Annotated in this window: 25 protein-coding genes; 11 read left to right on the top strand and 14 right to left on the bottom strand. The window is 42.0% G+C overall.

What is annotated here, in order from left to right; all coding sequences use genetic code 11:
- The first annotated feature begins 89 nt into the window (after window positions 1–89).
- Complete coding sequence (locus tag H6G32_RS14780; protein ID WP_190459525.1) at window positions 90–662, top strand: thermonuclease family protein; 573 nt, start codon at window positions 90–92, stop codon at window positions 660–662.
- Window positions 663–756: 94 nt separating this feature from the next.
- On the opposite strand, the gene H6G32_RS14775 is transcribed toward H6G32_RS14780, so the two are convergent.
- The gene (locus H6G32_RS14775; RefSeq protein ID WP_190459523.1) at window positions 757–2,277 is read right to left on the bottom strand and encodes an ABC transporter permease subunit; all 1,521 of its coding nucleotides are present in this window, start codon (window positions 2,275–2,277) and stop codon (window positions 757–759) included.
- Here H6G32_RS14775 and H6G32_RS14770 point away from each other — a divergent pair, their 5' ends adjacent.
- Window positions 2,278–3,039, top strand: a complete 762-nt coding sequence (locus H6G32_RS14770; RefSeq protein ID WP_304523803.1) for an amino acid ABC transporter ATP-binding protein — start codon at window positions 2,278–2,280, stop codon at window positions 3,037–3,039.
- Between the two features lie 263 nt (window positions 3,040–3,302).
- Here H6G32_RS14770 and H6G32_RS14765 read toward each other — a convergent pair whose 3' ends face one another.
- The 3 genes from H6G32_RS14765 to lipB all read right to left on the bottom strand — a co-directional run bounded on the left by H6G32_RS14765 (window position 3,303) and on the right by lipB (window position 6,379).
- On the bottom strand, window positions 3,303–3,638 hold the full coding sequence (locus H6G32_RS14765; RefSeq protein ID WP_190459520.1) for a DUF732 domain-containing protein: 336 nt from the start codon (window positions 3,636–3,638) through the stop codon (window positions 3,303–3,305).
- Between the two features lie 591 nt (window positions 3,639–4,229).
- On the bottom strand, window positions 4,230–5,597 hold the full coding sequence (locus H6G32_RS14760; protein WP_190459583.1) for an alkaline phosphatase PhoX: 1,368 nt from the start codon (window positions 5,595–5,597) through the stop codon (window positions 4,230–4,232).
- Between the two features lie 107 nt (window positions 5,598–5,704).
- Entirely contained in the window at window positions 5,705–6,379 is a 675-nt protein-coding gene (gene lipB, locus H6G32_RS14755; RefSeq protein WP_190459519.1) for a lipoyl(octanoyl) transferase LipB, read from the bottom strand.
- A 148-nt stretch (window positions 6,380–6,527) separates the two neighbouring features.
- Between lipB and H6G32_RS14750 the strand changes: the two genes are divergently transcribed.
- Both H6G32_RS14750 and hpf read left to right on the top strand, forming a co-directional pair.
- Entirely contained in the window at window positions 6,528–6,716 is a 189-nt protein-coding gene (locus H6G32_RS14750) for a hypothetical protein (RefSeq protein ID WP_190459517.1), read from the top strand.
- 291 nt (window positions 6,717–7,007) lie between these two features.
- On the top strand, window positions 7,008–7,655 hold the full coding sequence (hpf, locus tag H6G32_RS14745; protein ID WP_190459514.1) for a ribosome hibernation-promoting factor, HPF/YfiA family: 648 nt from the start codon (window positions 7,008–7,010) through the stop codon (window positions 7,653–7,655).
- An 86-nt stretch (window positions 7,656–7,741) separates the two neighbouring features.
- Here hpf and H6G32_RS14740 read toward each other — a convergent pair whose 3' ends face one another.
- A complete protein-coding gene (locus H6G32_RS14740) occupies window positions 7,742–8,203 on the bottom strand; it encodes a peroxiredoxin (protein WP_190459512.1) in 462 nt (153 codons plus the stop codon).
- 218 nt (window positions 8,204–8,421) lie between these two features.
- On the opposite strand from H6G32_RS14740, the gene H6G32_RS14735 reads away from it, so the two are divergent.
- Window positions 8,422–9,549: an acyltransferase family protein gene (locus H6G32_RS14735; protein ID WP_190459511.1), complete on the top strand. Its 1,128-nt coding sequence runs from the start codon at window positions 8,422–8,424 to the stop codon at window positions 9,547–9,549.
- A gap of 65 nt (window positions 9,550–9,614) precedes the next feature.
- Here the strand turns inward: H6G32_RS14735 and H6G32_RS14730 are convergent, their stop codons facing one another.
- Window positions 9,615–9,803: a hypothetical protein gene (locus tag H6G32_RS14730; RefSeq protein WP_190459508.1), complete on the bottom strand. Its 189-nt coding sequence runs from the start codon at window positions 9,801–9,803 to the stop codon at window positions 9,615–9,617.
- A gap of 207 nt (window positions 9,804–10,010) precedes the next feature.
- Between H6G32_RS14730 and H6G32_RS27425 the strand changes: the two genes are divergently transcribed.
- Entirely contained in the window at window positions 10,011–10,217 is a 207-nt protein-coding gene (locus tag H6G32_RS27425) for a hypothetical protein (RefSeq protein ID WP_015206797.1), read from the top strand.
- A gap of 101 nt (window positions 10,218–10,318) precedes the next feature.
- Here the strand turns inward: H6G32_RS27425 and H6G32_RS14720 are convergent, their stop codons facing one another.
- From H6G32_RS14720 to H6G32_RS14700, 6 genes are all read right to left on the bottom strand, one after another.
- Window positions 10,319–10,729, bottom strand: a complete 411-nt coding sequence (locus H6G32_RS14720) for a type II toxin-antitoxin system VapC family toxin (RefSeq protein WP_190459505.1) — start codon at window positions 10,727–10,729, stop codon at window positions 10,319–10,321.
- Window positions 10,726–11,031: a hypothetical protein gene (locus H6G32_RS14715; RefSeq protein WP_190459504.1), complete on the bottom strand. Its 306-nt coding sequence runs from the start codon at window positions 11,029–11,031 to the stop codon at window positions 10,726–10,728. Before H6G32_RS14715 ends, H6G32_RS14720 begins: the two co-directional genes overlap by 4 nt.
- Window positions 11,032–11,055: 24 nt before the next feature.
- On the bottom strand, window positions 11,056–11,301 hold the full coding sequence (locus H6G32_RS26785; RefSeq protein ID WP_242046602.1) for a hypothetical protein: 246 nt from the start codon (window positions 11,299–11,301) through the stop codon (window positions 11,056–11,058).
- Between the two features lie 39 nt (window positions 11,302–11,340).
- Complete coding sequence (locus tag H6G32_RS14710; protein WP_242046601.1) at window positions 11,341–14,577, bottom strand: N-6 DNA methylase; 3,237 nt, start codon at window positions 14,575–14,577, stop codon at window positions 11,341–11,343.
- 158 nt (window positions 14,578–14,735) lie between these two features.
- Entirely contained in the window at window positions 14,736–15,764 is a 1,029-nt protein-coding gene (gene obgE, locus H6G32_RS14705; protein ID WP_190459502.1) for a GTPase ObgE, read from the bottom strand.
- Between the two features lie 201 nt (window positions 15,765–15,965).
- Window positions 15,966–16,643, bottom strand: coding sequence for a Mo-dependent nitrogenase C-terminal domain-containing protein (locus H6G32_RS14700; RefSeq protein ID WP_190459500.1), 678 nt, complete (start codon window positions 16,641–16,643; stop codon window positions 15,966–15,968).
- A 280-nt stretch (window positions 16,644–16,923) separates the two neighbouring features.
- Between H6G32_RS14700 and H6G32_RS14695 the strand changes: the two genes are divergently transcribed.
- On the top strand, window positions 16,924–18,018 hold the full coding sequence (locus H6G32_RS14695; RefSeq protein ID WP_190459498.1) for a glutamate--cysteine ligase: 1,095 nt from the start codon (window positions 16,924–16,926) through the stop codon (window positions 18,016–18,018).
- Window positions 18,019–18,147: 129 nt separating this feature from the next.
- Here the strand turns inward: H6G32_RS14695 and H6G32_RS14690 are convergent, their stop codons facing one another.
- Window positions 18,148–20,001 (bottom strand): peptidoglycan D,D-transpeptidase FtsI family protein, encoded by a 1,854-nt coding sequence (locus H6G32_RS14690; RefSeq protein WP_190459496.1) that lies wholly within the window; start codon window positions 19,999–20,001, stop codon window positions 18,148–18,150.
- A gap of 259 nt (window positions 20,002–20,260) precedes the next feature.
- Window positions 20,261–20,929 carry a hypothetical protein gene (locus H6G32_RS14685; RefSeq protein ID WP_190459494.1) on the bottom strand — a complete coding sequence of 223 codons (669 nt, stop codon included), beginning with the start codon at window positions 20,927–20,929 and terminating at the stop codon, window positions 20,261–20,263.
- 518 nt (window positions 20,930–21,447) lie between these two features.
- On the opposite strand from H6G32_RS14685, the gene H6G32_RS14680 reads away from it, so the two are divergent.
- The 4 genes from H6G32_RS14680 (at window position 21,448) to glgB (ending at window position 26,039) form a co-directional block, all read left to right on the top strand.
- Entirely contained in the window at window positions 21,448–21,660 is a 213-nt protein-coding gene (locus H6G32_RS14680) for a hypothetical protein (RefSeq protein ID WP_190459492.1), read from the top strand.
- Window positions 21,661–21,901: 241 nt separating this feature from the next.
- Window positions 21,902–22,597, top strand: a complete 696-nt coding sequence (locus H6G32_RS14675; protein ID WP_190459490.1) for a glutathione S-transferase family protein — start codon at window positions 21,902–21,904, stop codon at window positions 22,595–22,597.
- Between the two features lie 256 nt (window positions 22,598–22,853).
- Window positions 22,854–23,165, top strand: coding sequence for a hypothetical protein (locus H6G32_RS14670; protein WP_190459488.1), 312 nt, complete (start codon window positions 22,854–22,856; stop codon window positions 23,163–23,165).
- A gap of 582 nt (window positions 23,166–23,747) precedes the next feature.
- Window positions 23,748–26,039, top strand: coding sequence for a 1,4-alpha-glucan branching enzyme (gene glgB / locus H6G32_RS14665; protein ID WP_190459486.1), 2,292 nt, complete (start codon window positions 23,748–23,750; stop codon window positions 26,037–26,039).
- The last annotated feature ends 56 nt before the right edge of the window (window positions 26,040–26,095 follow it).

Below are 26,095 nucleotides of genomic sequence, written 5' to 3'. Positions count from 1 at the left end.
TTTCAGCCAAATGGCAACTGTTATAGTTAACCAGAATTACTTGTTCAATTTGCTAGTATCATCCTTCAAAGGTGATTTGGTAAATTTGGATGGATAAATTAACTAGACAAACGCTAATTTGGCTGGGTGCGACTTTCCTATTTTTGGGTTTAATTGGGTGCGAGCGCCTTGTTACCCCTGGTGGAGACACAGTTGAGCGAGTGAGTGATGGTGATACTTTAGTAGTCAAAGGCACTAATGGTAAGAATGTCACCGTGCGCTTTGCTTGTGTCGATGCGCCAGAAATCCCCCATAGCAACAAAGAAAAGAGTAGTAAACTGGTGAGAGATCGCAATCAATTTAGTTGGGGTGCGAAAGCCCAAGAACGGGTGCAGCAACTGGTTAAGCAAGGAGGCGATCGCGTAACTTTGAAGATCACAGATAGCGATCGCTACGGTAGAAAAGTGGCTGAAGTCCGTTTAAAAGACGGCACTTTTATCCAGCAAGTATTGTTAAGGGAAGGATTAGCCAAAGCTTATCGCCCTTATTTAAACAAGTGTCCCAGTAAAGACATAGTTCAACAAACCGAAGCCCAAGCGCAAGAGCAAAAGCTGGGGATTTGGAGTGATAGAAAATTTGTTGACCCTTGGGAATATCGGCAATTCAGCAAGTCAGCGAAATAAAGTTTTGAAAGCAAAAACACACAGATAAATGATCGGGGTTTAAATCCCCTTTTTTCAGCAGTTTATACACAAAATTCTGGTTATACTCCAAGGTTTAGCGGTGGGATGCCACTTGAGAACGCTTAACAGGATTCATCCAAACTTCCAAACGACTGAAAGCTTGGGAAGAAAGCAGGGTTAAGCATAGGTAAACCACAGCTACAGCCGCGTAAATTTCAAATGAGCGATAATTTTCGGCGACAATTAATTGTCCTTTACGAAACAATTCTTCAAAGCCGATAACCGCCACTAAACTAGTATCTTTCAACAAACTGATAAACTCATTACCTAAAGGTGGAATCATCCGCCGGAAGGCTTGAGGAAAAATCACATAAATCATCGTTTCTACAGCACTTAAACCGAGGGATTGCGAAGCTTCTGATTGTCCTGGTTCAATGGATTGAATGCCCGCTCGGACAACTTCGGCAATGTAGGCAGCGCTATTTAAACTTAAGGCAATTACTCCAGCTACCAGGCGATCAAAGGTAAATGTAAAACCTAATTCTTGAGCAATTGCTGGTAAACCAAAATAAATCATAAAAATCTGTACAAGCAATGGCGTTCCTCGGAAAAAATCCACATAAGCCCGAGCCAGCCACCGCACAGGAGTAATGGGAGAAAGGCGGACTATACCAATTAGGGAACCTCCAATTAAACCCGCAAATACAGAAAATACTGTTAATTGCAGTGTTACCAAAGCGCCGTTTAATAAAGTGGGAGCAGACTGCAAAATTACGCCTATAGAAGTTAATATTGCCGACGAAGTGTCAGCACCGATTTGATTAGCAATTGCTGATTTTTCGGGTAATTCTGGTGGGTTAGATTTAAACCATTTTTGATAAATCTGTTGATAAGTGCCAGTTTGCAGTACTGTTGTTAAACCTTGATTAATTAATCTTAAATAGGGGGATTTTTTAGGAGTAGCAATCCCATAAAACTCCTCTGTTAACAATTGCTCTACGACTTTAATTCCCTGGAGATTGCCTGTGTTAATTGCGTATAAAGTTACAGGGGCATCGTTAATGACTGCATCTACATTATTATTCAGCAATTCTTGCAGGGCTATAGGTGCAGAATCAAAACTGCGAATTTGTACACCAGGAATACTTTTGGCTTTTGTAGCGCCCGTTGTGCCAATTTGGACGGCAACTTTTTTATTTTTGAGACTGTCAAAACCAGTAATATCTTGATTGTCGGCACCGATAGCGATCGCTAATCCAGCTTTAAAATAAGGGCGGGAAAAAGAAATCGTCTTTGCCCGTTCTTGGGTAATGGTGATCGAACTAATGGCCGCATCTACGGTTTTGGCTTGCAACGCCGGGATAATGCCATCAAAAGGCAAACTTTGAAAATCTACTTTAAAGCCAGCAGCCGTTGCAGCAGCATTCATCAAATCTATCGAAAAACCCTGTAACTCTCCGTCTTTACCCTGAAACTCAAATGGTGGAAAAGCTGGTTCAGTAGCTACCCGTAGGGTTTTACCCTGAGTAGGATTCCCACTACAGCCAGCCAGAAACAAACAACTCAACCCGACAACCAAATACCAACGCAACCAACGCCCTAAACCTAACTTCATATGAACAATCCCACCCCAATGATTAGTTTTGAAAATATCCAAAAAAACTTTGGTTCTCTGAAAGTGCTTAAAGGCATCACCGGCGAAATCAACCGCGGTGAAGTTGTGGCCGTCATCGGTTCTTCTGGCTGTGGAAAAAGTACTCTGTTGCGCTGCTTCAACCGCTTAGAAAGCATAGATGGCGGCAGTTTGCTGGTTAACGGTATTAACCTATCCCGACCCACTGTCAACTATAACCAACTGCGGCAACTGCGATCGCAAGTTGGTATGGTTTTTCAGCAATTTAACTTGTTTCCCCATCTCAGTGTGCTGGAAAATCTGACACTGGCCCCCTGCAAAGTTTTGGGGAAAACACCAAAAGAAAGCGCCCATCTAGGGGCGTTATATTTAGAAAAAGTTGGGTTATCTAACAAAGCTGGGGCTTATCCCGAACAACTTTCTGGGGGACAAAAGCAACGAGTAGCGATCGCCCGTAGCTTATGTATGAACCCCCAAATTATGCTATTTGACGAACCCACCAGCGCCCTAGATCCGGAACTCGTCGGCGAAGTTCTGCAAGTGATGCAGCAATTAGCAGCGGAGGGAATGACCATGGTAGTTGTCACCCATGAAATGCAATTTGCGCGGGAAGTAGCCAAAGATGTGATTTTTTTAGATAAAGGCGTAATAGCTGAACAAGGCCCAGCTTATGAACTGCTTACCAATCCACAAAGCGATCGCCTAAACATTTTCCTCAGTCGTCTCAACTCTAGAGAATTTTGAACTACAGCAATTTTCATGCATTTAAACCACACCATCAATTAATATCGTGTCCGGTTAAAGACTTATCATTAAGACCGCTTTCTTGCAGGGGGAAAGAGGGAAACCCTGTTTTTGCACAGATGTAGGAATCATAACTAATTAGCCGGACATGATATCATCTCTTTCCTCAAATCTTGCACCTGGAAACATGGATGTCAAAACCACAACTACGAGCTAGGGGAATCAATCGCTCAATAGCATTTAAGCTGCGCTTACCCTGCTACTTAATCATCTAATTCGGGACAGTAATACTCGACAGCCATAGTATTTATAATGTCCGCGTCAATATTTGCCGAAATTTCCTGTGAATTTTCTGGTGTTCCGGTTTTGATTGATGAACAAATTCTCTTAGCATGTTGAACGATATCTTCAGGAGATTGTTGTGCTTTTGATAGAGCATTGTTAATCAATGGTAAACCCCTCTGTCTTTTTCTTAAAAAACTTTTGTAATCCTCTAGAAACTGCTGATCAGTTGTTGATAATTTTGATTTTAAAACTTGAATCTTGTTAATACCACAAAGTTTAGAGAGGTTTATAATCTGCCCCTCATTGGTTTGCATATAACAAACGAAGTCTTCTGAAGCGAGCGCTATTGAGTTACCAGATTCAGACAAAGCACTCTGTTGGAGAGATAAAACAATTAACGAACAGGGCAAAAAAAACAAGTTTACCGTCCACATTGACCTGCCAAATCTAACAATACTCCTTACCATAATTTTTTCCAAATTTTCTAAATTTTTGTTTGCCAAAATATACATACGACGTAATTTTTAAACTGGATAGTTATATAGAAATTCGGTTTGATTCCTGAAAATGTTTTAAAATAAGAAATTTTTAGTTTCAGTACGTTTTCAAAATTATATAGCAATCCGATTTGATTTTTGAAAAAATCTAAGTATATGTAGGGTGTATTATGCCATAGGCTAACGCACCCTACGTATATTTCAAAAATCAAATATGAGTCCTATATTCGGATTCCTATAGCAGCTAGCAGCTAGGGTAATTAGGAAATAAACTGGTGACAAAGCTTAGACTTCAACCCTTGGGAAAAATCCGTCCAAAATTGGTCAGCCTTCGGTTGAATCCCCGACCTTTCCGAGCAAGTAAGCGTAGCGAAACTTGTTCAGGTCGGAGATTATCAATAAGTCACCTTAGGTGCGGTTTCTTGTCCAAGCCCCCCAAATTGCTAATGTAATTCCGGGATCTTGGATATTCACAAACATTGTTTTGCCATCAGGGGAGAAACAAACACCAGCAAATTCACTGCCATTGATAGCATTTGTTGCAAAACGATATACTTCACCTCTTTGATTAACACCTTGTACATATTCAGTGCCACTACCATCTTCGCAGAGGAAAAGATCACCAAATGGAGCAACAGTAATGTTATCAGGGAAATTTAGTTCATCAACATTACTAGATTCCACAACCAAAGTGAGAGTATCATTTTTGGGGTTATAAGCAAATACTTGCCCTTGTCCTACATCACCCCCGTTGCTACAGGTAAAGTAGACTAAGCCATTGCCATACCAAGCACCTTCACCACGACTAAAGATAGCCGCACCTTTGTTTTGTCCTTGTCTCCGTACAGAAATATTGACATCATTGGTAGCAGGGTCAACATTATCGATTTTTACCCAGCTAACAGGTAAAGACTTTCCTTTAAATTGTTGGAAATTCTTAGCGGTAATAGCTTTGGGCATTCCTTCAATCACTAAAGCTTCAAGCACTCCACCGCTTTGGAGATTACCTTTCTGATTAGGACGGAAACGATAGAAGCAGCTACTTCCGTCGTCTTCAGTTTGATAAACCCAACCACTATTAGGATCTACGGCTACAGCTTCGTGGTTGAAACGTCCCATTGCTACCAGAGCAATAGGATCAGCAACTTGAATGTCAGCAGTTGCAGGCACTTCAAAATTATAACCATGCTTCTTCGTAGCTGTGTTATTGGCAGCAGGAATAGTTAAATTCTCTTCACAACTTACCCAAGTACCCCAAGGAGTCGGCCCACCAGCACAGTTACGAATAGTTCCTGCCAAAGAAGCAAAATGTTTCTCTACCCGACGATTAGCACCAACAACAATGCTGGTTGTTCCTCCCCCAATCTCGTCATATTTCTTAAATGCGATGACTCCGTTAGGAGTGGGGTTGAGTTCATGATTTCGCACTAAGACTGTCGTGTTATTAGGGCCAGGAAAAGCAGCCATACCATCATGATTGCTTGGCACTAATGTACCATCATCCATCATTTGGCCTGTATAGGATATGGCAGTGTAGTTAAAGCCAGGGGGAAGTTCCAGCAAAGGAGTTGTGCTTAAATTAATTCCCCCAAGAATCAAACCTGCTAGTTCATTGGCATTTGTAGGTAACTTGGCTTCTAAAGGCCCGTAGCCGATTCCTCGCGCAACTTGACCGCTAGCCACTCTTGCATAGAAGGCTTCCAAAGGAGAAAGCATTGTGACACCAGCAGCACTTGCTCCAGCTAATTTAAAAAACTTACGTCTTGATAAGTTCATCATTGGTAAATGGTTACAATTTAAGAACAACTATGACAATTTTGCAAGTAACCTTAGGTGTTTTTTTCTAAGAACTAAATAAGATCCGGTTAAAATTTAATCAAAGTTCAGGGTAGCTGAGACTCGACTAATTCCACACCAAAAACCTCAGCAAAACACTGACATACATCAAAACGAACTTCTTGACAAGAAATACCAGGAATCCATTCGGCTAAACTACCCACCGACTTATCAGCAATCCCACAGGGTACAATCCGCTCAAAGCCTGTCAAATCTGGACAAACGTTTAAGGCAAAGCCGTGCATGGTAATCCAGCGACTAACTTTAATACCGATAGCAGCAACCTTGCGCCCTTCTAGCCAAACACCAGTAAAAGCGGGTATGCGATCGCCCTGTAAGCCGTATTTTGCCAGAACGCGAATTAATACTTCTTCCAATTGTCGCAAATACCAATGCAAGTCTTGACGGTAACGTTGCAGATTTAAAATTGGATACCCCACCAGCTGTCCAGGACAGTGGTAAGTTACCTCACCACCGCGTTCAACTTTATGCACCTCATATTCACTTTTATCTTGGTCAAATTTGATAAATTCTGGGTTTGCTCCCTGCCCCAAAGTGTACACAGGCGGGTGTTCCAGCAAAATTAACACATCATCCAGACTGGGGTTGTTGATGCGTTCAGCCAGAAGCGATCGCTGCCAACGATGAGCATCTAGATACGGCATCAACTCCTGGTTGTATAACAAACAACGATATTTGTGTATTTCGATACTATCGTTCATGGCAAAAATCTACTAAGTTGAAGAGAGAAAATTTTACAAGTTACCAGGAGAGATTCGATAAATGTCAAGCTTTGCAAAGGATCTTAAAGGAACATCAAGGGAATCTGTTTTAGAAATTACAAAGTGCTAGTTTGGATATATAACCTCAATGGTGTTGGGAGGAATTCTCTGCAATAAGCATCACGCCAAGACAATAGGAACAAAAGCGCTGGCTGATGACATCTCAGAAGTTGAAGGCATCTATCAGGATAAAACTTCCACAAAGACTTGTGTTGTCTATCAGCAGCAAGCAAACCTCCACAAGGAGACTCCAGAGCAACTGCTCCTAGTTGTGTAAACTTGGCTTTAACCTAGAAGGCAGCCACGAAGGCTGTAGCTGAGATTACCTCACACAGGAGTTGTAGATAGTTATTCAATTGCCTGACAACCAATTGAAGACTAGCGCAGAGATTGGGAGATCAATCAAGGTTATGGGTAGAGACAACTCTAGATGCACCAAGCGTAGCGCAGGCACACCAGCAATGTACCAAAAAAGTTCGCGATTTGTGTTGGCAGCAGTGATAGACCTTACCGCAATTTCTTTTCATACAACACAAATTCACATCAAATATTGAGCGGGAGAGTTTACATGAAGCTTGTCATCCACGGCAAAAATATTGAAATCACCGATGGGATTCGGGAGTATGTACACCAAAAAATTGAAAAAGCAGTTAGTCATTTTCAAAACATCACAAATCAAGTGGATGTGCATTTAAGCGTAGCTCGCAATCCCCGAATTAGCACTAAACAAGCGGCTGAAGTAACTATTTATGCCAATGGTAGCGTCATCCGGGCGGAGGAAAGCAGCGAGAACTTATACGCCAGTATTGACTTAGTGGCAGATAAAATTGCCCGTCAACTGCGTAAATATAAAGAACGTCGTCAAGACCAAAAAACTCAACCTATACCAACTAATGAAGTAATAGTTCCTGAGCCGGTAGCTACAGATTTAATCGGCGATCGCACCCCAGAACTACCAGACGAAGTTGTTCGCACCAAATATTTTTCCATGCCCCCCATGACCCTTGCAGAAGCCCAAGAACAACTGCAAATGGTAGGACATGACTTTTATATGTTCCGCAATTCCGAAACAGGAGAAATTAACGTAATTTACGAACGCAATCACGGCGGTTATGGTGTAATTCAACCCCGCAACAGTAACGGTCATACCAACGGCAAAAATGGCAAAACAGCCCAAGCTAATGTTGGCATTCCCGAAAAATCCCACTCTAAATAAACACTGATTAAATGCTTGATATGTAGAGACGTTTCATGAAACGTCTCTACAATTTGGTCTTTCAAATGAAATTGCTGTAAACCCTCTTACTTCGCCCTCAGCTGTTGCAGAGTTTTCAGCGTTTCCTCAACGTGACCTTTAAAATTCAACATGGAATCAAACACATATTGCACAATTCCCTGTTGATCAATCACGTAGGTAACACGACCGGGAATAAATCCAAAAGCGGTAGTTGCACCGTATAGCTTCCGCACTTGGTCGCCTTTGTCACTCAAAAGAGTAAATGGCAACTGATGCTTGGCAGCAAAACGCTGATGGGATTCGCTAGAGTCACCACTGACACCGATAACTTCAGCGCCAGCAGCTTTAAACACTTCATATTGATCACGAAAAGCGCATGATTCCGCTGTACATCCTGGCGTGTCGTCTTTAGGATAAAAGTACAGGACAACAGCTTGCTTACCGCGAAAATCTCTTAAACTCACGGTTGAGCCATTTTGTGCAGGTAGCGCGAAATCGGGCGCAGTATCTCCAACTTTAATCGGCATAATTTAAAAAATTCCCAATTGCAAATTCATTCATTAGGCAGAAATCGGGTTTTTCAACTTAGATAAGTTGTTCTAGAAATTTATTTTCCGCCAGTTACCCAGATTCCTTGATGTGGTAACTTAACAAAATTTTACCTTGTATTCCAGTCTATAAATTTTGCTTGATTAGGTGCATTAGGAGGAGTACTCTTAGATCCTCCAATACAACATTCGGCATAATGCGCCTAACTTCACTAGATGTTTTTCGCGGTATTACCATCGCAGCGATGATTCTCGTCAACATGGCGGGAGTCGCAGATGAGATATATCCCCTCTTAGATCATGCTAAGTGGAACGGTTGCACACCAACGGACTTGGTGTTTCCCTTTTTTCTCTTCATTGTCGGTGTGGCAATGACTTTCTCCCTGTCAAAATACACCGCAGCCAACAAACCCACCAAAGCTGTTTACCTCCGCATCTTGCGCCGCGCCGCCATTCTCTTTGCTTTGGGGTTGCTGCTAAATGGCTTTTGGAATAAGGGTGTCGGGACTTTTGACTTAAGTAATATCCGCTTTATGGGGGTATTGCAGCGCATCAGCTTGACTTACCTGCTGGCATCTTTGGCAGTTTTGCAGCTACCGCGTAAAGGACAATGGATACTAGCGGGGGTTTTACTCCTCGGCTATTGGTTAACGATGATGTATGTGCCAGTTCCAGATTATGGTGCAGGAGTGTTGACGCGGGAGGGGAATTTTGGCGCTTATATTGACCGTTTGATTATACCCAAGGCACATCTATATAAAGGCGATGGTTTCAACTTACTCGGAGATCCAGAGGGGCTTTTCAGCACTATTCCCGCTGTGGTAAGTGTCCTCGCTGGCTACTTTGCTGGGGAATGGATACGCAGCCAGCCTGTAAAATCACGCACAAGTTTGGGTTTGGTGTTAGTTGGTGTGGCTTGTTTGGTGATTGGTTGGGGGTGGGGATGGATATTCCCGTTTAACAAAAAAATCTGGACGAGTTCCTACGTTGTGTTTACATCAGGTTGGGCGTTGCTGTTACTAGCTGGTTGTTATGAACTGATAGAAGTGCGACTGATTAAGCGCTGGAGTAAACCTTTTGAGATAATGGGTTTAAATGCGATCGCACTTTTTGTGGCTTCGGTGATGCTAATTAAAATTTTAGCCAAAACTACTATCGGCACTGGGGAGAACGCACCCAGCACCTATAATTGGATTGACCAGACTTTCTTCATCTCTTGGGCGGGGGCGCTAAATGGTACTCTGTTATTTGCGATCGCCACTGTTTTATTATGGTTCGCTGTTGCCCTCTTGATGTATCGGCAAAACTGGTTTTTTAAAGTTTAATGGAACGCGGAAGTCCCCACCTTCAATGTACTCATAAGGTGGGGATTGTGAGCACTTCGACAAGCTCAGTGACCACGGGGGATAAGGATTGCATCTGGAATTGATTTTTTGCACAGCAAAAACAAATATTCAGATGGATGAGGAATCCCCAGGTTTTCTGGTAAGATATTCATGTCTTGACCACCAATGCCGTAAGCGAAAACCAAGCTGATAGGTAAGTGTCGCAAGGAAAAGATTTGGGTCTTGGGAACCAAGACTCCTGCCCTTGGAGGGAATGTCAGACCAATAGAACTACGGAGTCCTTGAGGCTATTCCCGATGAATTGGGAAGCTCTGTCCGTCTTACGGCAGCGTAGTTCACCTTCTAGACATAGCAATTTTGAACAGACTTCTTGTGGTGTAACAGTTATCTTCATAGCATCGATGAAGTTCTCAGACTTTTACGCCTTTGCAAGCAAACTCATGACACCTCAAGAATTTTTAGAAAATTTGGCAACAGCCGCAACAGATTCCGAAAAACTAGTAGTTTTTGCGCGATACCTGGATACAACTGCCCTAGACAACGCCACATCCCCAAAATGGAGACGTCTTTCTTACGGTTCCGAACTTCAGATGGCGCTAAATAATCTTGCTTTTCATTTAGAAGCACTTGCTGAAACCGGAAATTAATTACTGAATCAATAAGGTTCAGTTAAAAAAATTGTAGCGACTGTCTTGATTGTCAAGACAGTCACTACATCACATTGTGGACTTTTAAAACATCCCCTGACTCATCCAAACAATATAGTAAAACCCTCTTGGGTAAAATGTTTATCGTGGGTTAGTACCTCAGTAATTCCTAATTGCTTCATAGTCTGCATAGAAATGCAATCTGTGAGGCTATATTCTTTATCAGCACGTTGTTTGTAGAGTTCAAGACCAGCTAGAAATGTGTCATGACTTTGTGGAACAATCTGAACATAATCGTTTTGCAAGATATCTTGAACTCTCTGAATAGCCACTTGCCGTATTTTGGTATCATAGGCTGAGAAGAAGTTGAGAAACTCTGTTAATACTTCATCTGTTGTAACTAGACGAACCGAAACAAGACTTTTACTAAAGCTTTTGACCGTTGAATGCCATTCATCTCTGGGATTGAAGAAAGCAGCCCAGTAAAATGTATCTACAAAAATCCTTCTCATGATTCTTGTTTTGGTTTGCCGTAGATGTAATGATCAATTTGTACCGCGCCATCTGTCGGTAGTTGAGTGATCACCTCTTCTGGCAATTCGTTGGTAAAATCTGCAAATATTTCCCAAATTGGTTTACTTTTCGGCTGAAGTTGCTGTTCCCTTGATTCTACTGTTAATTGAATAACAGAATTTGAACCAGTATTTTGTTGATTTCGTCTGGCTTTCGCAAACAATAAAAAATCTAACAATTCTTCAATTAGATTATCTGGTGCTTCCTCGATTTCTCTGATTAATTGTTCTTTTGAAGTCATGGGTTTACCTCATTTCATTAGATTTTATTCATCCAGGCAATTAATACCCAAGGTTGCCAGTTGCTGATTTATCCAAGCTGTTGCTGTAGCTTCGTCGGTTTCAATGGCTTTCTCTACTCCTGTTTTAGCACTTTCTAGAACTTGTTTGGATTTAAACTTGAGTTCAAAGGATGAATTTACGTTTTGAACAATTCTTTCTTGTTCAGGTAGCAAAATAATAGGAATAAAAATATCTGCCATATCAGCCTGTGCAATGCTGTAATATGCCATCCCATGAACTCTTCGTTCTATTTGTAAATAACCAAATTTTTAATTGAGAAATAAACTAACGTAGTCAGGTAAAACTTCTTGTTTTGATTTACCTTTCAGACGCAACAGCATAATCTCACTACTAATTATACTGCGTACTTCTTTTTCTGTGACAACAGCAGAATTACCAAAACTACCTTTTCGGGTAAATAGAATATCTCCAACTTGTAAACCAATAGGTTTATCTATATCTGCTTGTGTAATTGGAACTTTTGCAGCACCTTCTATATCAATTTTTCCTAGTTTGATATCTCCTACCCTTATATAAGGTGTACCTGCATCTGTAAACTCTCGAAAATCCCATCCATTCTGAATAGGTTCTATTAATAAGCCTAATTTGCTGACAGGAAAACCACAGTTTTGAATTACTGCTTCAGCTTGCTCATATTTTGGTAAAAAATAATCTGAGTCAAAGCGACCAGAAGCCAGGAAGGAAGATGAAAAACTTTTAACAGCAATATTTTCTTCAGTAGGTTTCCAGTCTTTTAAATTAAGTTCTGAAAGCAGTAATTCTTCAGCTTGCCGATAATTGTATTGAGATAATTTAAGAAGTTTATATGAATTATGGACTAATTTATCAATACTATGTTGAAAGTAAGTAGTGAAACAAGGTATTATAATCTCTTTAAATTTGGCCGGACTAAAATTAGTTTGATTACCTGTCATTGAGTATTTTTCAATTTCCTTCCTTCCATATTCTGAATTAAGAAAAACAGTTAAAACTTCTGGAGTAATTAAGGACTTTTTTGGACGAATACGAAATAGATAAGAAGCAAAACCAAAATTAGTATTTTCCAATACTAATGCGCTTTTTCCTACCAATTTTGGATTTCCATTGGTTCGACAGATAAGGACATCTCCTGCTATAAGTCTTAAATCTATAAAAGTAGACTCATCAATCAAATCACAATATTTAGCAGGTGTACCTATAAAGTAGCTTTCAAACTCATTTAATCTCAGTACGGGATAACCTGATTGAACTTCATTTAACTCTTTAGAAGTTCCATATTGTACACAATCTATGATTTGTTCTCCTCGCTTAAATTGGCTAAAAGTACTTGTCTTTGCAATATAAAACTCAGCTTCAAGTCTGAGAATATCTTGCTCTCTAACCTTACTAAAATTAACCTCAACCGCTTCCAGCCCATCCATTAACCGCTGATACTTCAATTCATCAAACGGTGTAACAGATGGGCTAGATTTAAAAAAACTTAAATTCTCCTTTTTCGCAAACTCAATAAATGCCTCAGCAATACCATCTTCCGTCACTCCCTCATGGTTAAATAAATCATGGTCAACCACCAAATGACCATGATTATCTTGTAAAAATGCTTTGTCTTTCTCCTGTTCTGATAACCCCTCCTCAGAACTTAGTAATACCCTGCGGCAAATTTTCTCACCAGAGTTATCCTTTCCCGACTTCCGCATTGTCGCAAAAAAGATGTTGTAATCTTTCACCCGTGGACACAACGTCCCCGCTTTCGGGTCATCATTCCACTTCTGCACAAACAAAACTGAAGTTTTAGTTCCTGTATGGGGTTTAAAAGTATTTCCATGTAACCCCACAACCGCCAAAATTCGGCATCTTTCTGCTATATAATCGCGAATATCTTTATCTGATGAATTATTAAACCTTCCTTGAGGTAAAACAATTGCCATTCTACCTCCAGGCTTCAAAAAATCTAGATTGCGCTCAATAAATAATATATCTCGCCCCACCTTTGATTGCCAATTACCATTAGGCTTTTTTGCTAAATCATATTTACTAATAATCTGTGATTCCTTAATATCTCCAGCAAATGGTGGGTTAGCCATCAACAGATCAAACTGAAACTCTTTGTAACTGTCTTTATTGCGGCGGAGTTTCTTTAATCGTTTCAGTCCCTCAAAATAAATATTCTGCCAATCTTCATCTCGTGCTACCTCATCCCACTTTTCAAAATCTAAAGTGTTCAGGTGTAACACATTAGTTTGTCCATCCCCTGCAATTAAATTTAGTGTTCTAGCTACCCTTACCGCCTTTTCATCAAAATCAATAGCGAACACCTTTTCCTGCACATATTTTTCACAGCGATAAGGCTTTTCTTCTAAAGAAAATAAATTGCTGATAGTGATTCCTTCATCCTCAATAATTTGTTTCCAAACATGAAAAATTGTATGTACTGGAAACCCAGAGGAACCCGCCGCTGTATCAATCATATACTCATCCTCTTGAGGATGAAGCATTTTGACACACATATCAATTACATATCGAGGCGTAAAATATTGTCCTTTTTCTCCCTTGCTGCTTTGATTAATCAAATACTCGAATGCTTCATCTACCACATCCAGATTTGAGTTAAACAGCTTGACATTCTCTAAAGAAGAAACACACACCGACAGATGAGAAGGAGTTAAAGCAATTTTGCTATCTTCACTAAAAACGCCTTCCCAATGTTTCTTGGCCTTATCAAATAAATCTTGAATCTTATTTTTTAATGCAATTTCCGTTTGTCCTGTATTTCTAAACTCTAATAACCGAGTTTGACGATTCTTTCCTTGTCCAGAAAGCCATTCATCATACAACTTGGTAAAAATGAGTTTGAATAATTCCTCAAAAACATCAACTCCTGCATTCGCTAAAACCTCATCTTCCATTTCTTCAATTAAGGACTTTAGCGATTTTTTCTCATTGACGAGTTTATCTTTTTTAATTAAATCTTCTAATGTGAACCTTTCATTGAGAATATCCGCTAAAGTTTGGCTAACATTAGGAATATCTGTAATATCTTCAAAATAGTTAGGGTCTTTGCGCTGATAGTAAGAAATTGCGTCACCATTTGTCCAAACGCCAATCGGTGAGCCTGTGGCGTTACAATAAGAGCGTAGTTGGTCTTTCCCATCTTTTAACTTGGGCTTTTTCAGTTCGACAATAATGTAGGGAACATTCGGTCTATCTTTGTCAAAAATAGCAATATCAGCTTTTTTCTTTTCCCGTCCAAAGGTGACAACGTACTCAACTGTAATGCGGCTTATTGGGTAATCATAGCGCTGAGTTAAAACTTGCAAATAAAGCTGTCGTACTGCTTCTTCAGGAGTTAATTTAATTTCTTTACCACGTACCAAGCATTGAATATAAGCTACATCCCCACTTTTAGTTTGCTTGATCAAAATGGATTTCTCCAAAGTGTCAATTTCTTGGGGTGTGAATTGAGATAGTTTGTAATTAGAGTCTTTGAAAATTGCGGCGAGATTCATGAAGCTTTTAATTGTAATTCAATTAGCTGAACGCCGAGAAGTTCCAGAGATGCTGGAACCCTCAAGCTAGATAGCTGAATCAGTATAAAACCCAGCCTGACAGTTTGAGTCAGTCAACTAAATTTTTGTTACTTTACTCAAAAGAATCACCGTATCAATTACACAACAGCCTCCAATGCTTCAGCAGTATTCATTTGGTCAAGAGTTCGCCAAATTTCTTGCAACATTGGGTCTAAACCTGTGCGAGTAACTGCGGAAATGATGAAAACTGGGGAGTGGGAGATTTGATTTAGTTGGGTAGCTAATGCTTCTAAATCGACTGTATCTCGATCAACCGCATCAATTTTGTTTAGCGCCACAATTTGCGATCGCTTGGCTAAACCCCGCCCATAAGCTTGCAACTCTTGCTGAATAGTGTTGTAATCACCAATCACATCCTCACTAGTCGCATCAATCAAGTGAAGCAGTACCCTTGTCCGTTCGATGTGACGCAAGAAATCATGTCCCAGTCCCACCCCAAGAGAAGCCCCCTCAATCAGTCCGGGAATATCCGCAAAAACAGTACCATCGCCAGTTGGTTTCCGCACTACACCCAAATTTGGTACTAGGGTAGTGAAAGGATAATCGGCGATTTTGGGGCGTGCAGATGACAAAGAAGAAATTAAAGTAGATTTACCAGCATTTGGTAAACCAATAATTCCCACCTCCGCCAACAGCTTCAACTCCATGCGTAGTACCTTCATTTCCCCAGGAAGTCCAGGGAGAGAAAATTCTGGGGCGCGGTTGCGGTTACTCAAAAAATGCTGATTTCCCAGTCCGCCTTTACCGCCTTCAGCCACCCGAAAAACTTGTCCAGGTGTAATTAAATCCCCCAGCATTGCTCCTGTTCCGGCATCATAAATAGCAGTACCACAAGGGACTTCGACAACTAGATCCTTTCCACCAGCGCCGGTGCAATTATTTGGCCCACCGCGATCGCCATCTTCCGCCTTAAAAAGATGCTTGTATCTAAAGTCCAGCAAGGTTTGCAGGTTTTCTCTCGCCACAAAAATTACTGAACCACCACGGCCGCCATTACCACCTGAAGGGCCACCAGCCGGTACATACTTTTCCCGCCGAAAGGCCACAATACCATCGCCACCTTTACCAGCTTCAACTTCAATTACTACTTGATCAATAAATTGCATATTCTTAGAGTCCTTCCTTTCTGAGTGCTGAGTTATAAGTTATGAGTCATGAGTTATAAATTATAAGTTTTAACTCTTAATTCCTTACTATTTACTTGTAACTCAGCAACGCCAGTTGCTACAAGGTCGGGAACCTCTGCAATGCACTAGTTCTGCCCTGCGGTAAACCGCCCTCCGGGTATCTACAGCACTTAGCAGCACTCAAATATATGGTGAAATATCCTCACCACATTCATCTGCCAAATAGGAAAGGGCGCGGAAACGTAAACCCACCATTTGCTCATACAGTGGGTTGATTTTGCACAACGGGGGAATATGAACAATTTTGCGTCCAAATAGGGTGATATCCCGCGCAAAGGGACATTGAGAAGGAATCATCTTACATAAAAATCTAGCAACTCTAGGGTCTTGGATATCTAACCCATCTAACCAGTCGCGCATCGGGTTGAGGGGGTCTGGTAGGGGTAGATGGGGTGCAGGAGTTGGGGCAGCCCCGAACACCTGTTTTTTGCCTTCGAGGGTGTGGCGTAAGGCTTCTAGGACATTCTCTTGCAGTTCTAAGGTGTTGCAAAACTGTTGTAAAAGCTGGTCTTCGCTGGGAGAATAAGTGCCATCTGCGATCGCCACCATCACCGCTGTGCGTAAGAAATTTTCCGCTACTGGCGTACCTCTACCCAAAACCGCAGCTAAATCCTCTGGTGTAATCACCTCTAGGGAATCCCAGCTAATCCCAAGAGCTAATTCATCCTGGGTAATGCTGGCAATTAATTGCTGTTCTTGGGCATCAAAGTTACCATCTGCCCAAGCAATTGTCAGCAATCCACGCAACCAAGCCGCAATTTGTTCGCTACTGTAGGGAGATTCAATAGCACTTGTCATAAACACACACCTCAAGCTTTCCTCAGTCAATATTAAGCCACCTTCCAGGTGTCTAAACTGTTACACAGCTAACTTACGAGCTAGGAAGATTTGTTTGTTGTTGACAGAGGAGAAATTGGATATTTGCTTGATAATTAATAATTAACACTCATAGCGTCCCCAGTTCCTGCTTGTAACTGTTGACCATCAAAGACCCAAAAATAAAGTTAAAAATTCACAACTGTCAGTATTGCGTTAAAATCCGTCTGAAAGTGATCATAAAGAACTTTTGCTACTTAATATGTTTTCTTTTGGTATTGAGCATGAAGTTGCTTTCCTCAACCATCAAGGAAAGTTTGCTGATTTTGTCCGCACAAAATTTGCTGACTTTGATCAAATTGTTGCTAGGCTACCTATATACTCCAGTGACTACCCACAATTGCGCGTCGGCGATGCTGGCATAAAAAAAAAGCGGTGGTATATTGAGGGGTTTGAAAGATTTGCCGATTCCGAAGAAGTCATTGACTGTCTGGTTAAAGGTATCGAAATTAGAACAACTATACACTCAGATATTCAAGGCGCGGTGACTGAATTAACAGAAAGTTTTTGCTTACTGCGTGAGGTTGCTGTTAGCTTTGGTTTCATGCCAGCTTTGGTTAGTTTTAATCCCTACCACACTGTTTTTGAGCCTCAACCCCGATTAAATGATTATGAAATCAAACGGCGACAGGCGTCACCAGAAAAACAAACTGCCCACATTCCTATGTTGACCTATGGACCAGATTTAAATATTTCAGTGGCTGGTTTATCTTACGAACGTGTAATTGATATTGGGAAAAAGTTAACTTATTACAGTCCATACATTGTACCTTTTAGTTATAGTTCTCCTTTTTATAATGGTAGTTTGTGGTCAGGACTTTCTGTAAGAACATTTATCAGAACTGGCAAAAGACCGGCGGCCCTAGTTTTTGTCCAGGAACCAGAACAACTGATTAAAAGCGTACCCTCATTGACAAAAATAGCCCGTATTCCAGCAGAAGTTGGTCGCATAGAATTTAAGGCTTGTGATAGTTGTGATGATTTTTCTATCTATGCCGCTCTGTTGGCGTTGTTAAAAGGTCTAGTGCTAGATGAAACTTTACAGGGTCGAGCTATTATCCCTGACGCAGCTTTGCACCAACTATCAGCAAAAGCAGGGTTTGACAACGAAGATATTTTGATGAACGCCACAAAGGTCTTACAAGCCGCTGAAGTCGCCCTTGGAGATGACCCAGACGCTAATTTATTAACGCCACTGAAACTTATTTTGTCCCAGGGAAAAACAAAATCCCATGAACTAATTAAGGTATTCCAGCGTGTCGGTTCAATAGAAGAGACATTAAGGCAGACTTACTAAATTATGGGTAATGGGTAATGGGTAATGGGTAATGGGTAATGGGTAATTGGGAATTGGTAATTGGTAATTGGGAATTGGTAATAGGGAAAACAGCAATGAGTTTTCTGTAAAATTACCAATTTCACCTGACTACGGCGACGGATTAGAAGGACTTACAGCAGCCGGCTTTATTGCCTGACTGGGAGGAATTTTTTCAATAGGAATCAGCGATTCCATCACAGTCTTGACAATTGGTGCAGCGACAGTAGAACCATAAGCATTTTCTCCTTTTGGTTCATCCACCAATGCTAAAATTACATAACGGGGAGATTCCACAGGCAAAATAGCTACAAAGCTGGTGATTCTAGCACCGATGATATAGCCGCCGTTGGAACTGGCTTTTTGAGCGGTGCCGGTTTTGCCGGCGATGCGATAACCCTCAATTTGTGCCGCTTTGCCACTGCCTTCAGTCACCACAGTTTCCATCATTTCTACGACCTTTTGGGTTATTGTGGATGAGAAAATTTGGCGTGGTGCTGGCAGGGTGGGTGAATAATGCATCTGCCCCTTGTTATCAATTAATCCCCGGACAACATGGGGTGTTACCAATTTGCCGCCATTGGCTAAAGCTCCGTGCATTTGTACTAGTTGTAATGGCGTCAGGGAGAAACCCTGTCCAAAGGAGGTAGTTGCGGGTTCGATTGATGAAGAGATAAATTCTTCTTGACTTTTGAGCCGACCCGTGACTTCAAAGGGCAGATCAGTATCAACTTTTTGCCCAAGCCCCAAACGTTCCAGCCAGTTGTAATAGACTGAAGGGCGCAATCGTTGGATGATTTGCACCATACCAACGTTGCTAGATTGTTGCAGAATCTGAGAAATGTTGATTTGCCGATAACTGTTGATTTCAGCATTTTTGATAATGCGGTCAGCGACTCGAATAGTACCGGGGTCATTAAACACATCATCTGGTTTGATGACCTGATTTTCTAATGCGATCGCAATATTCAAAGGCTTGAAGGTTGATCCTGGTTCATAAAGATCCGCCACCGTCCAGTTTTTGAACAGTGAGATATCAGCTTTGGAATATTCATTTGGGTTATAGCTAGGCTGAGAAACCAAAGCGAGTAAAGAACCATCCAGGGCATCCATGACAATTACTGCCCCGCGTTTTGCCTCAAACTTTTCCATCTGTTGTTTGAGAGCAGAACGAGCTGCCCTTTGCAGGCGGCTATCAATAGTCATTTGTAATTGCAAATCATCAAAATGCAAAAACCCTTCTGGAGCATGATCTGGCATCAGGGCCCCATTACCAGCCCGACTCATCCGCACAGTTTGTCCAGAACGTTCTAGTAACTTCTCCTGACTGTATTCCACACCTGCCTGACCGCGACGGTCAAGATTAACATAACCCACCACATTAGAGATTAAATCCCCTTGTGGGTAAAATCGGGAGTATTTTTGAATTAACTCCAAACCATTCAAGCGTAACGAAATTAGGCGATCGCCAACATCTTCTGACACAGTAGAGGCAAGTAAAATCCCGCTTTTCTTACTTTGAAATATTTTCTGCAACTCAGCCGAATCTTTGTTCAGCATGGGAGCAAGTAGCCCTGCCATCTCGTCATTAGATTTATCAAACAGCTTCGGATGGGCATACAAAGTAAACACTGGGCGATCAATCGCCAACATATTGCCATTGCGATCCTGCACTGGACGCCGGGGCATAAAAGGACGCACATTCACCATTTGCTGGTTTCGCGCCTTCTCTGTCAGTTTTGATCCCTGGATAATTTGCAACTGATACAAGTTGAAAGCCAACCCCACCCCAGCAGCCATTAATACACCCCATACTATTAACAGTCGGGACTTAACATTGGGTGTTTGATCTTGAGTCTTAGAGGCAACATTCCCTTGCTCAGATGACCTAGAAAACGAACGCTGCCTTGTGAATTCTAAATTCCGAAAATTTCTGAATTTTCTTCTGCTTGGTGACTTCTGCATAGCCTTGTTCAGCCTTGGGAAAAACCTGGACAAAATTGGTCAGCCAATGCTTGTTGGCGGCTTATATAATCTCGGTTTCACCTAAGATATTGGGTGATGCCGCGCTGGCCGTCCTTTGTTTACCCATCTAACGAGTAGATTTTGGCTCAGGAACCGCCAATGAAAGCATAACTTTCATGAAACCCCCGCTTTACGGATTCCAGAGTTCAATGTCCAGAGGAATTAACCATAACTGTTGTGTGAACCTTGATCCTTGATTTTAATATCCCAGTGGAGAGAGAGTTTGCTGCTGCATAGACGAATTAGGTGTTGTGTTAGAAGATGTTGGCTTAGAACTACGAGAGACTGGCGGCAAGAAAATTGTCCCCGCAGGAGTTGGCGATACCAGTCCTGCTGTTGCTCTCTCTGCTTCCTCAGCCATTTTGTTCGTCAGTGTCGCGTTAGTTGTAGTTAATTGCCGCTCATGACGTTGCAGATTTTGCAGTTTGCGGTATGCCTGACTCCAAAGTTCTTGGGAATATACCGTCCAACCATAAACCACAAGCGTGGCTACCACTAACAAAAACGCCACAGATGACGAATAGCGATTGAGTATGGACAAGCGCAGTAACCACACAGGTGCAGACCTAGAACTAGACATTATGGGAAGGTGTACATTCGACTGCGCGTTAATATTTGAGACTTGTTGTTTTCCTAGCTCTTTGACTGATATAGGCATTTGTGCCCCATTTGTGCGAGGTACCGCTAAATTCTTTGAGGGACGCCGTTGTCTTTTAGGCGTTAACGGTGCAGATTCAGTAGCGGCTGTAGAGCCACTCTGCACTGCTGACCCCAAACGTGCAGCGCGGCGCTTCTCTAACGAAAGGGTAGAATCTCGCCGGAACCAAGTACCTCTAGCAGAAACAGGTGATTTGCGAGCAACAACCATAGTTTTTTTGGATAGGAAATACTGTATTTTAGATTAATTGTCTGTTTTTGCTAAGGTTAAAAGGGCTTTTTGAACCACAAGCACACATTACACTTACACCCTTTTATCACTTGTTACAGGTAGCTGCGCCATTGTTGGTTTCCTCTACGTACTACAATGCTTATAAGCAGCAAGGGACAACTTCGATAGCTTAACCTGTTAGGCAGGTATCCGCATTCAACAGTATGGCAAGACAGGGCAGCCAAGGGCAATAGTCTGCTGAAGTTATGACAATTTTTGCTATAGTAGCTGTACAATGTAGTAAACTTAGAGATTTCTGAACAGAAATCAAGTTACCCTATTCCTCATAGTTAGGAGAAACTCGTCTAAGACTGATGATAGCTAAGACGAAACAAAATACCCAAAGGATTGCATTTAACTATCTATGTAATCTGAAAGCATTTAACAAAAATCAACAAATAAGGTATCGTATTCAACAGGCGAAATTTTTTATTGCCGCAATTGGTGAAAGAGGAGTTATGAAAACAAGAATCTTTGGTTTGGCTTTAATTTTAAGTTTGGCTACCGTCCTCGGAGCCTGTGAAGGTGGTGGCGAACCTGGTGGTACTACCGCTACCCCTGCTGCTACAGGTGAACCGACTGATAGTGCTACCCCTGCTGCTACCCCTGCTGCTACCCCTGCTGCTACCCCTGCTGCTACCCCTGCTGCTACTCCCACTAAGACCCCGTAGATTGTAGTTGAAATCACGTACATACTAGGTTAGTGACAGCGCTCCTCACTACATATTCCTCACTTGAATTAATTGGGTTCTGCCGAAAACACCAGCACTCTTAATGTTGAGGGTGCTAAATTTTCAGCTTGAATATAGCAGCAACTAAAGGACACTGGTAGAGAAGGTAACAACCTCAACCAAGTGTCCATTTAACTAAAAAGTTAACATCCAAAATGGTACAAGCTGCTAGAGTAGCTTTATGTTACTATTACAATTTAGTACTTCTCACTACTGTCGCAAAGCCCGTTTAGCACTGGGTTACAAAGGCATTAATTACAAGATCGAAAATCTTACTCCTGGCTTGCACATCCTAAAAGTGAAGCCGCTGACTGGTTTGACAACGCTACCAGTTTTGTTGCCAGAAATTGAGGGACAACCAGAAGGGATTGAGGGGAGCGCAGTACCAAAGGCGATCGCCGACTCTACCCAAATTTTCAAATTTCTCGAAACCTATCAACCAGAACCACCAATATTTTTAGCCAACCACGAACAGCAAACTGAAGCCTGGATGCTAGAAGATTGGTTGGATGAAAGCATCGGGACAGCAACGCGATTTGTCTATTATCAGTTTCGCGCTGGTGCGGGTAAGCAAATCGACCCTTCACTTTTTAGTCAGATGGTGATCCGCGTGGTGCGAAAACAATATGGGGTCAACAATGCCACTGTAGAATTAGCTACTAATAGATTAGTCACGGCTTTGGAAGAATTATCTATCCGCTGGCAAAGAAGTAATTATTTAGTGGGTAGCAGTCTAAGTGTGGCAGACATTGCCGCAGCAGCATTACTTAGTCCTTTAGCGCTGATTCCTCAATACCGGCAGGGATATCCCTGGCTGTTTGAGCGCATTGTGCAAGTCCACCAACTGTGTGGTGAACCGCTACCGCCGGGACTCTAAAAATTCAAAATCCAAAATATGCCTGGGGCTTCCGTAAGGGTTTGGGGAATCCTGGACAAAACTGGACAACCTTGCTAAAAATTTATTCGCTACGCTAGTAAACTCTGTCCGGTAGGGGGGGTCTGATCGCGATGATTATTGAGAATAAGCGCAATAAACCCCCCCCTACCGGAAAGGTTGTCCAGTTTTGTCTAGATAAAATGAAGCGGATACAAAATTCAAAAAAATACATAATCCAGAATGCAAAAGGACACCGATGAAGCGATTAGTATTTTTTGTGAGCATTGCTACTAGTATTTTGGTGGGGTTGAGTAGCCATTGGGGGGCAGGAGTTAGGGCATTACCGCCACCGGAGGATACGCCGGAAGAAATATTGCGAACAGAGATTATTACAGAAGCGCGATCGCCTATTGATGGTAAACGCCTAACTGCCGCTGAATACGCCCAATTGCAAGGGCAACTACAAAACAGTCCGCCACCAAAACTGAATACCAATGTGCGGGAACAGATTTTTTTATTGCGGTTACGGAAGACATTGCTTCAGTTTTTCCCATTTTTAAATTTTTGAGAAAGACAAATTAGTTATTAGTTATTCTTATAATATTCATTACCCACCGCCCCTCGTCTCATCCACAGAAAAGAATTGGGACTCATTCTGCGGTAGGATAACGGTGGCAACAAAATTGCAAATAAATGTAAAGACATAGATTATAGATATTAAAAAACCAAATTTAGTTTGAGCTAACAGCAAATCCACACCCCAGTCTAAAACTTAGTGCTGGTATAAATATCACAGGGATGAGGAGTCTTACCTCGGCAAATATGCAACGCATTACGTAGCAATTGGAGTGGGATAGACGAAGAATCGCCACTATTTTTACATACAAGTCTAAAAGCTTGAAACAGTCTCATAATCAGGGTTTTTTGTTAAAATTCAATCATTGCAAAGCTAAAAATGCTGGCAATTAAACGACTGAACCTTGACAACTCAGAGTATGGAGATAAGTCGCCAACTCCTCCCTGTGAAAGGTCAACTAAATAACATACGTCTAAAAATGTCCAGATTTTAGATAGCAGAAAACCACACCTGACCCTTGGGACGGTGCTGGAGGTATTTCACTCAATCACCTTATTTCACGTAGGTAGCTTCATGTCCATGACCACGATCGCCCCTGAACAGGTTAATCGCATCGTTTGGAATCAGCATCACGATCCGTTTGAAATACTGGGTTCTCATCCTATAGAGCAAAATGGTAAAACTATCTGGGCTGTGCGAGCCTACCTACCAAATGCGAGTGCCGCATGGGTAGTTGTTCCTGAAGAACGGAAGGAATACCCAATGCAAGCGGTGCATGATCCCCACTTTTTTGAATGCATAATTGAAACCGCAGAACTAACAAACTACCAGCTACGCATTAAAGAAGGGGAAAACGAGCGAGTCACTTATGACCCTTACGCCTTCAATTCTCCCCACTTGACAGACTTTGATTTACATTTGTTTGCTGAAGGCAACCATCACCGAATTTACGAAAAACTGGGAGCGCACCTCACAGAGGTAGATGGGGTTAAAGGGGTTTATTTTGCTGTTTGGGCGCCCAATGCCCGTAATGTCTCCTTGCTGGGAGATTTCAACCTCTGGGATGGGCGCAAAAACCAGATGCGTAAAGGCCCAACCGGCATTTGGGAGTTATTTATTCCTGAACTGGGAGTAGGAGAGCATTATAAATATGAAATCAAAAATTTTGAAGGACATATTTACGAAAAATCTGATCCCTATGGTTTCCAGCAGGAACCCCGCCCCAAAACTGCATCCATTGTTACTGACTTAAGTGTCCACAACTGGAGTGATGAAAACTGGATGGATGTGCGGCGTCACACCGATCCCCTGACTCAGCCAATCTCCGTTTACGAAGTGCATTTAGGTTCTTGGTTACACGCTTCTAGTGGGGAACCTGCGAAACTGCCTAGTGGGGAAATTGAAGCTGTAGTTCCTGTTTCTGAACTCAACCCTGGGGCACGTTTTCTTACCTATCGGGAGTTAGCAGATAAACTCATTCCCTATGTCAAGGAAATGGGATACACCCATTTGGAACTGCTACCGATCGCAGAACATCCCTTTGATGGCTCTTGGGGTTATCAAGTAACTGGGTACTTTGCCCCCACTTCTCGTTTTGGTAGCCCTGAAGATTTCATGTATTTTGTTGACCAATGTCACCAAAATGGTGTTGGTGTGATTGTCGATTGGGTTCCCGGACACTTCCCTAAAGATGGGCATGGGTTAGCTTTCTTCGATGGTAGTCACCTGTACGAACACGCTGATCCCCGCAAAGGTGAACACAAAGAATGGGGTACTTTGGTGTTCAACTACAACCGCCACGAAGTCAGGAATTTTCTGGTAGCAAATGCCCTCTTTTGGTTTGACAAGTACCACATTGATGGAATTCGCGTTGATGCTGTGGCTTCGATGCTCTACCTTGACTATTGCCGCAAACCAGGAGAATGGCTACCTAATCAGTACGGTGGTAGAGAAAACCTGGAAGCTGCGGATTTCTTGCGTCAGGTAAATCACTTGCTGTTTAGCTATTTCCCCGGCGTTCTCTCAATTGCTGAAGAATCTACTTCTTGGCCAATGGTATCTTGGCCTACCTACACAGGTGGACTGGGCTTTAACTTGAAGTGGAATATGGGTTGGATGCACGATATGCTGGACTATTTCAGCATGGATCCTTGGTTCCGCCAGTTTCACCAAAACAATATTACCTTTAGTATGTGGTATAACCACAGCGAGAACTTTATGCTGGCTCTGTCCCACGATGAAGTGGTGCACGGTAAGAGCAATATTATCGGTAAAATGCCGGGGGATAAATGGCAGAAGCTCGCTAATGTGCGTTGTTTGTTTAGCTATATGTTCGCTCACCCAGGGAAGAAAACCATGTTTATGAGCATGGAATTTGGACAGTGGAGTGAGTGGAATGTCTGGGCTGATTTGGAGTGGCATCTATTGCAGTATGAAGCCCATCAACAGTTGAAACAGTTTTTCCAAGATTTAAACCATCTCTACCGCTCTGAATCAACTTTGTACACTCTGGATTTTGCCCAAGAAGGGTTTGAGTGGATTGACTGTAGCGACAACCGCCATAGTGTGGTTTCTTTTATCCGGCGCGATAAGGATTCTGAAAATTTTGCGATCGTGGTTTGTAATTTCACACCACAACCCCATTCTCATTATCGCATCGGTGTACCAGAAAAGGGGTTTTATACTGAGTTGTTCAATAGTGATGCTCGTCAATATGGCGGTAGCAATATGGGCAATTTAGGTGGTAAGTGGACTGATGATTGGTCTTTGCACAATCATCCTTATTCTCTGGATTTGTGTCTACCTCCTTTGGGTGTGTTGATTCTCAAGTTGGGTGAGCAGAAGTCAGCGCAGGTGATGGAATAACAGTTTAATTATCCACATAAATTACAAATTTGTAGGGGCACTGTGCCCCTACGGTT

It is taken from the genome of Cylindrospermum sp. FACHB-282 (genome assembly GCF_014697195.1).
Lineage (GTDB): Bacteria > Cyanobacteriota > Cyanobacteriia > Cyanobacteriales > Nostocaceae > Cylindrospermum.
This window is presented reverse-complemented; position numbering and strand designations above follow the sequence as displayed.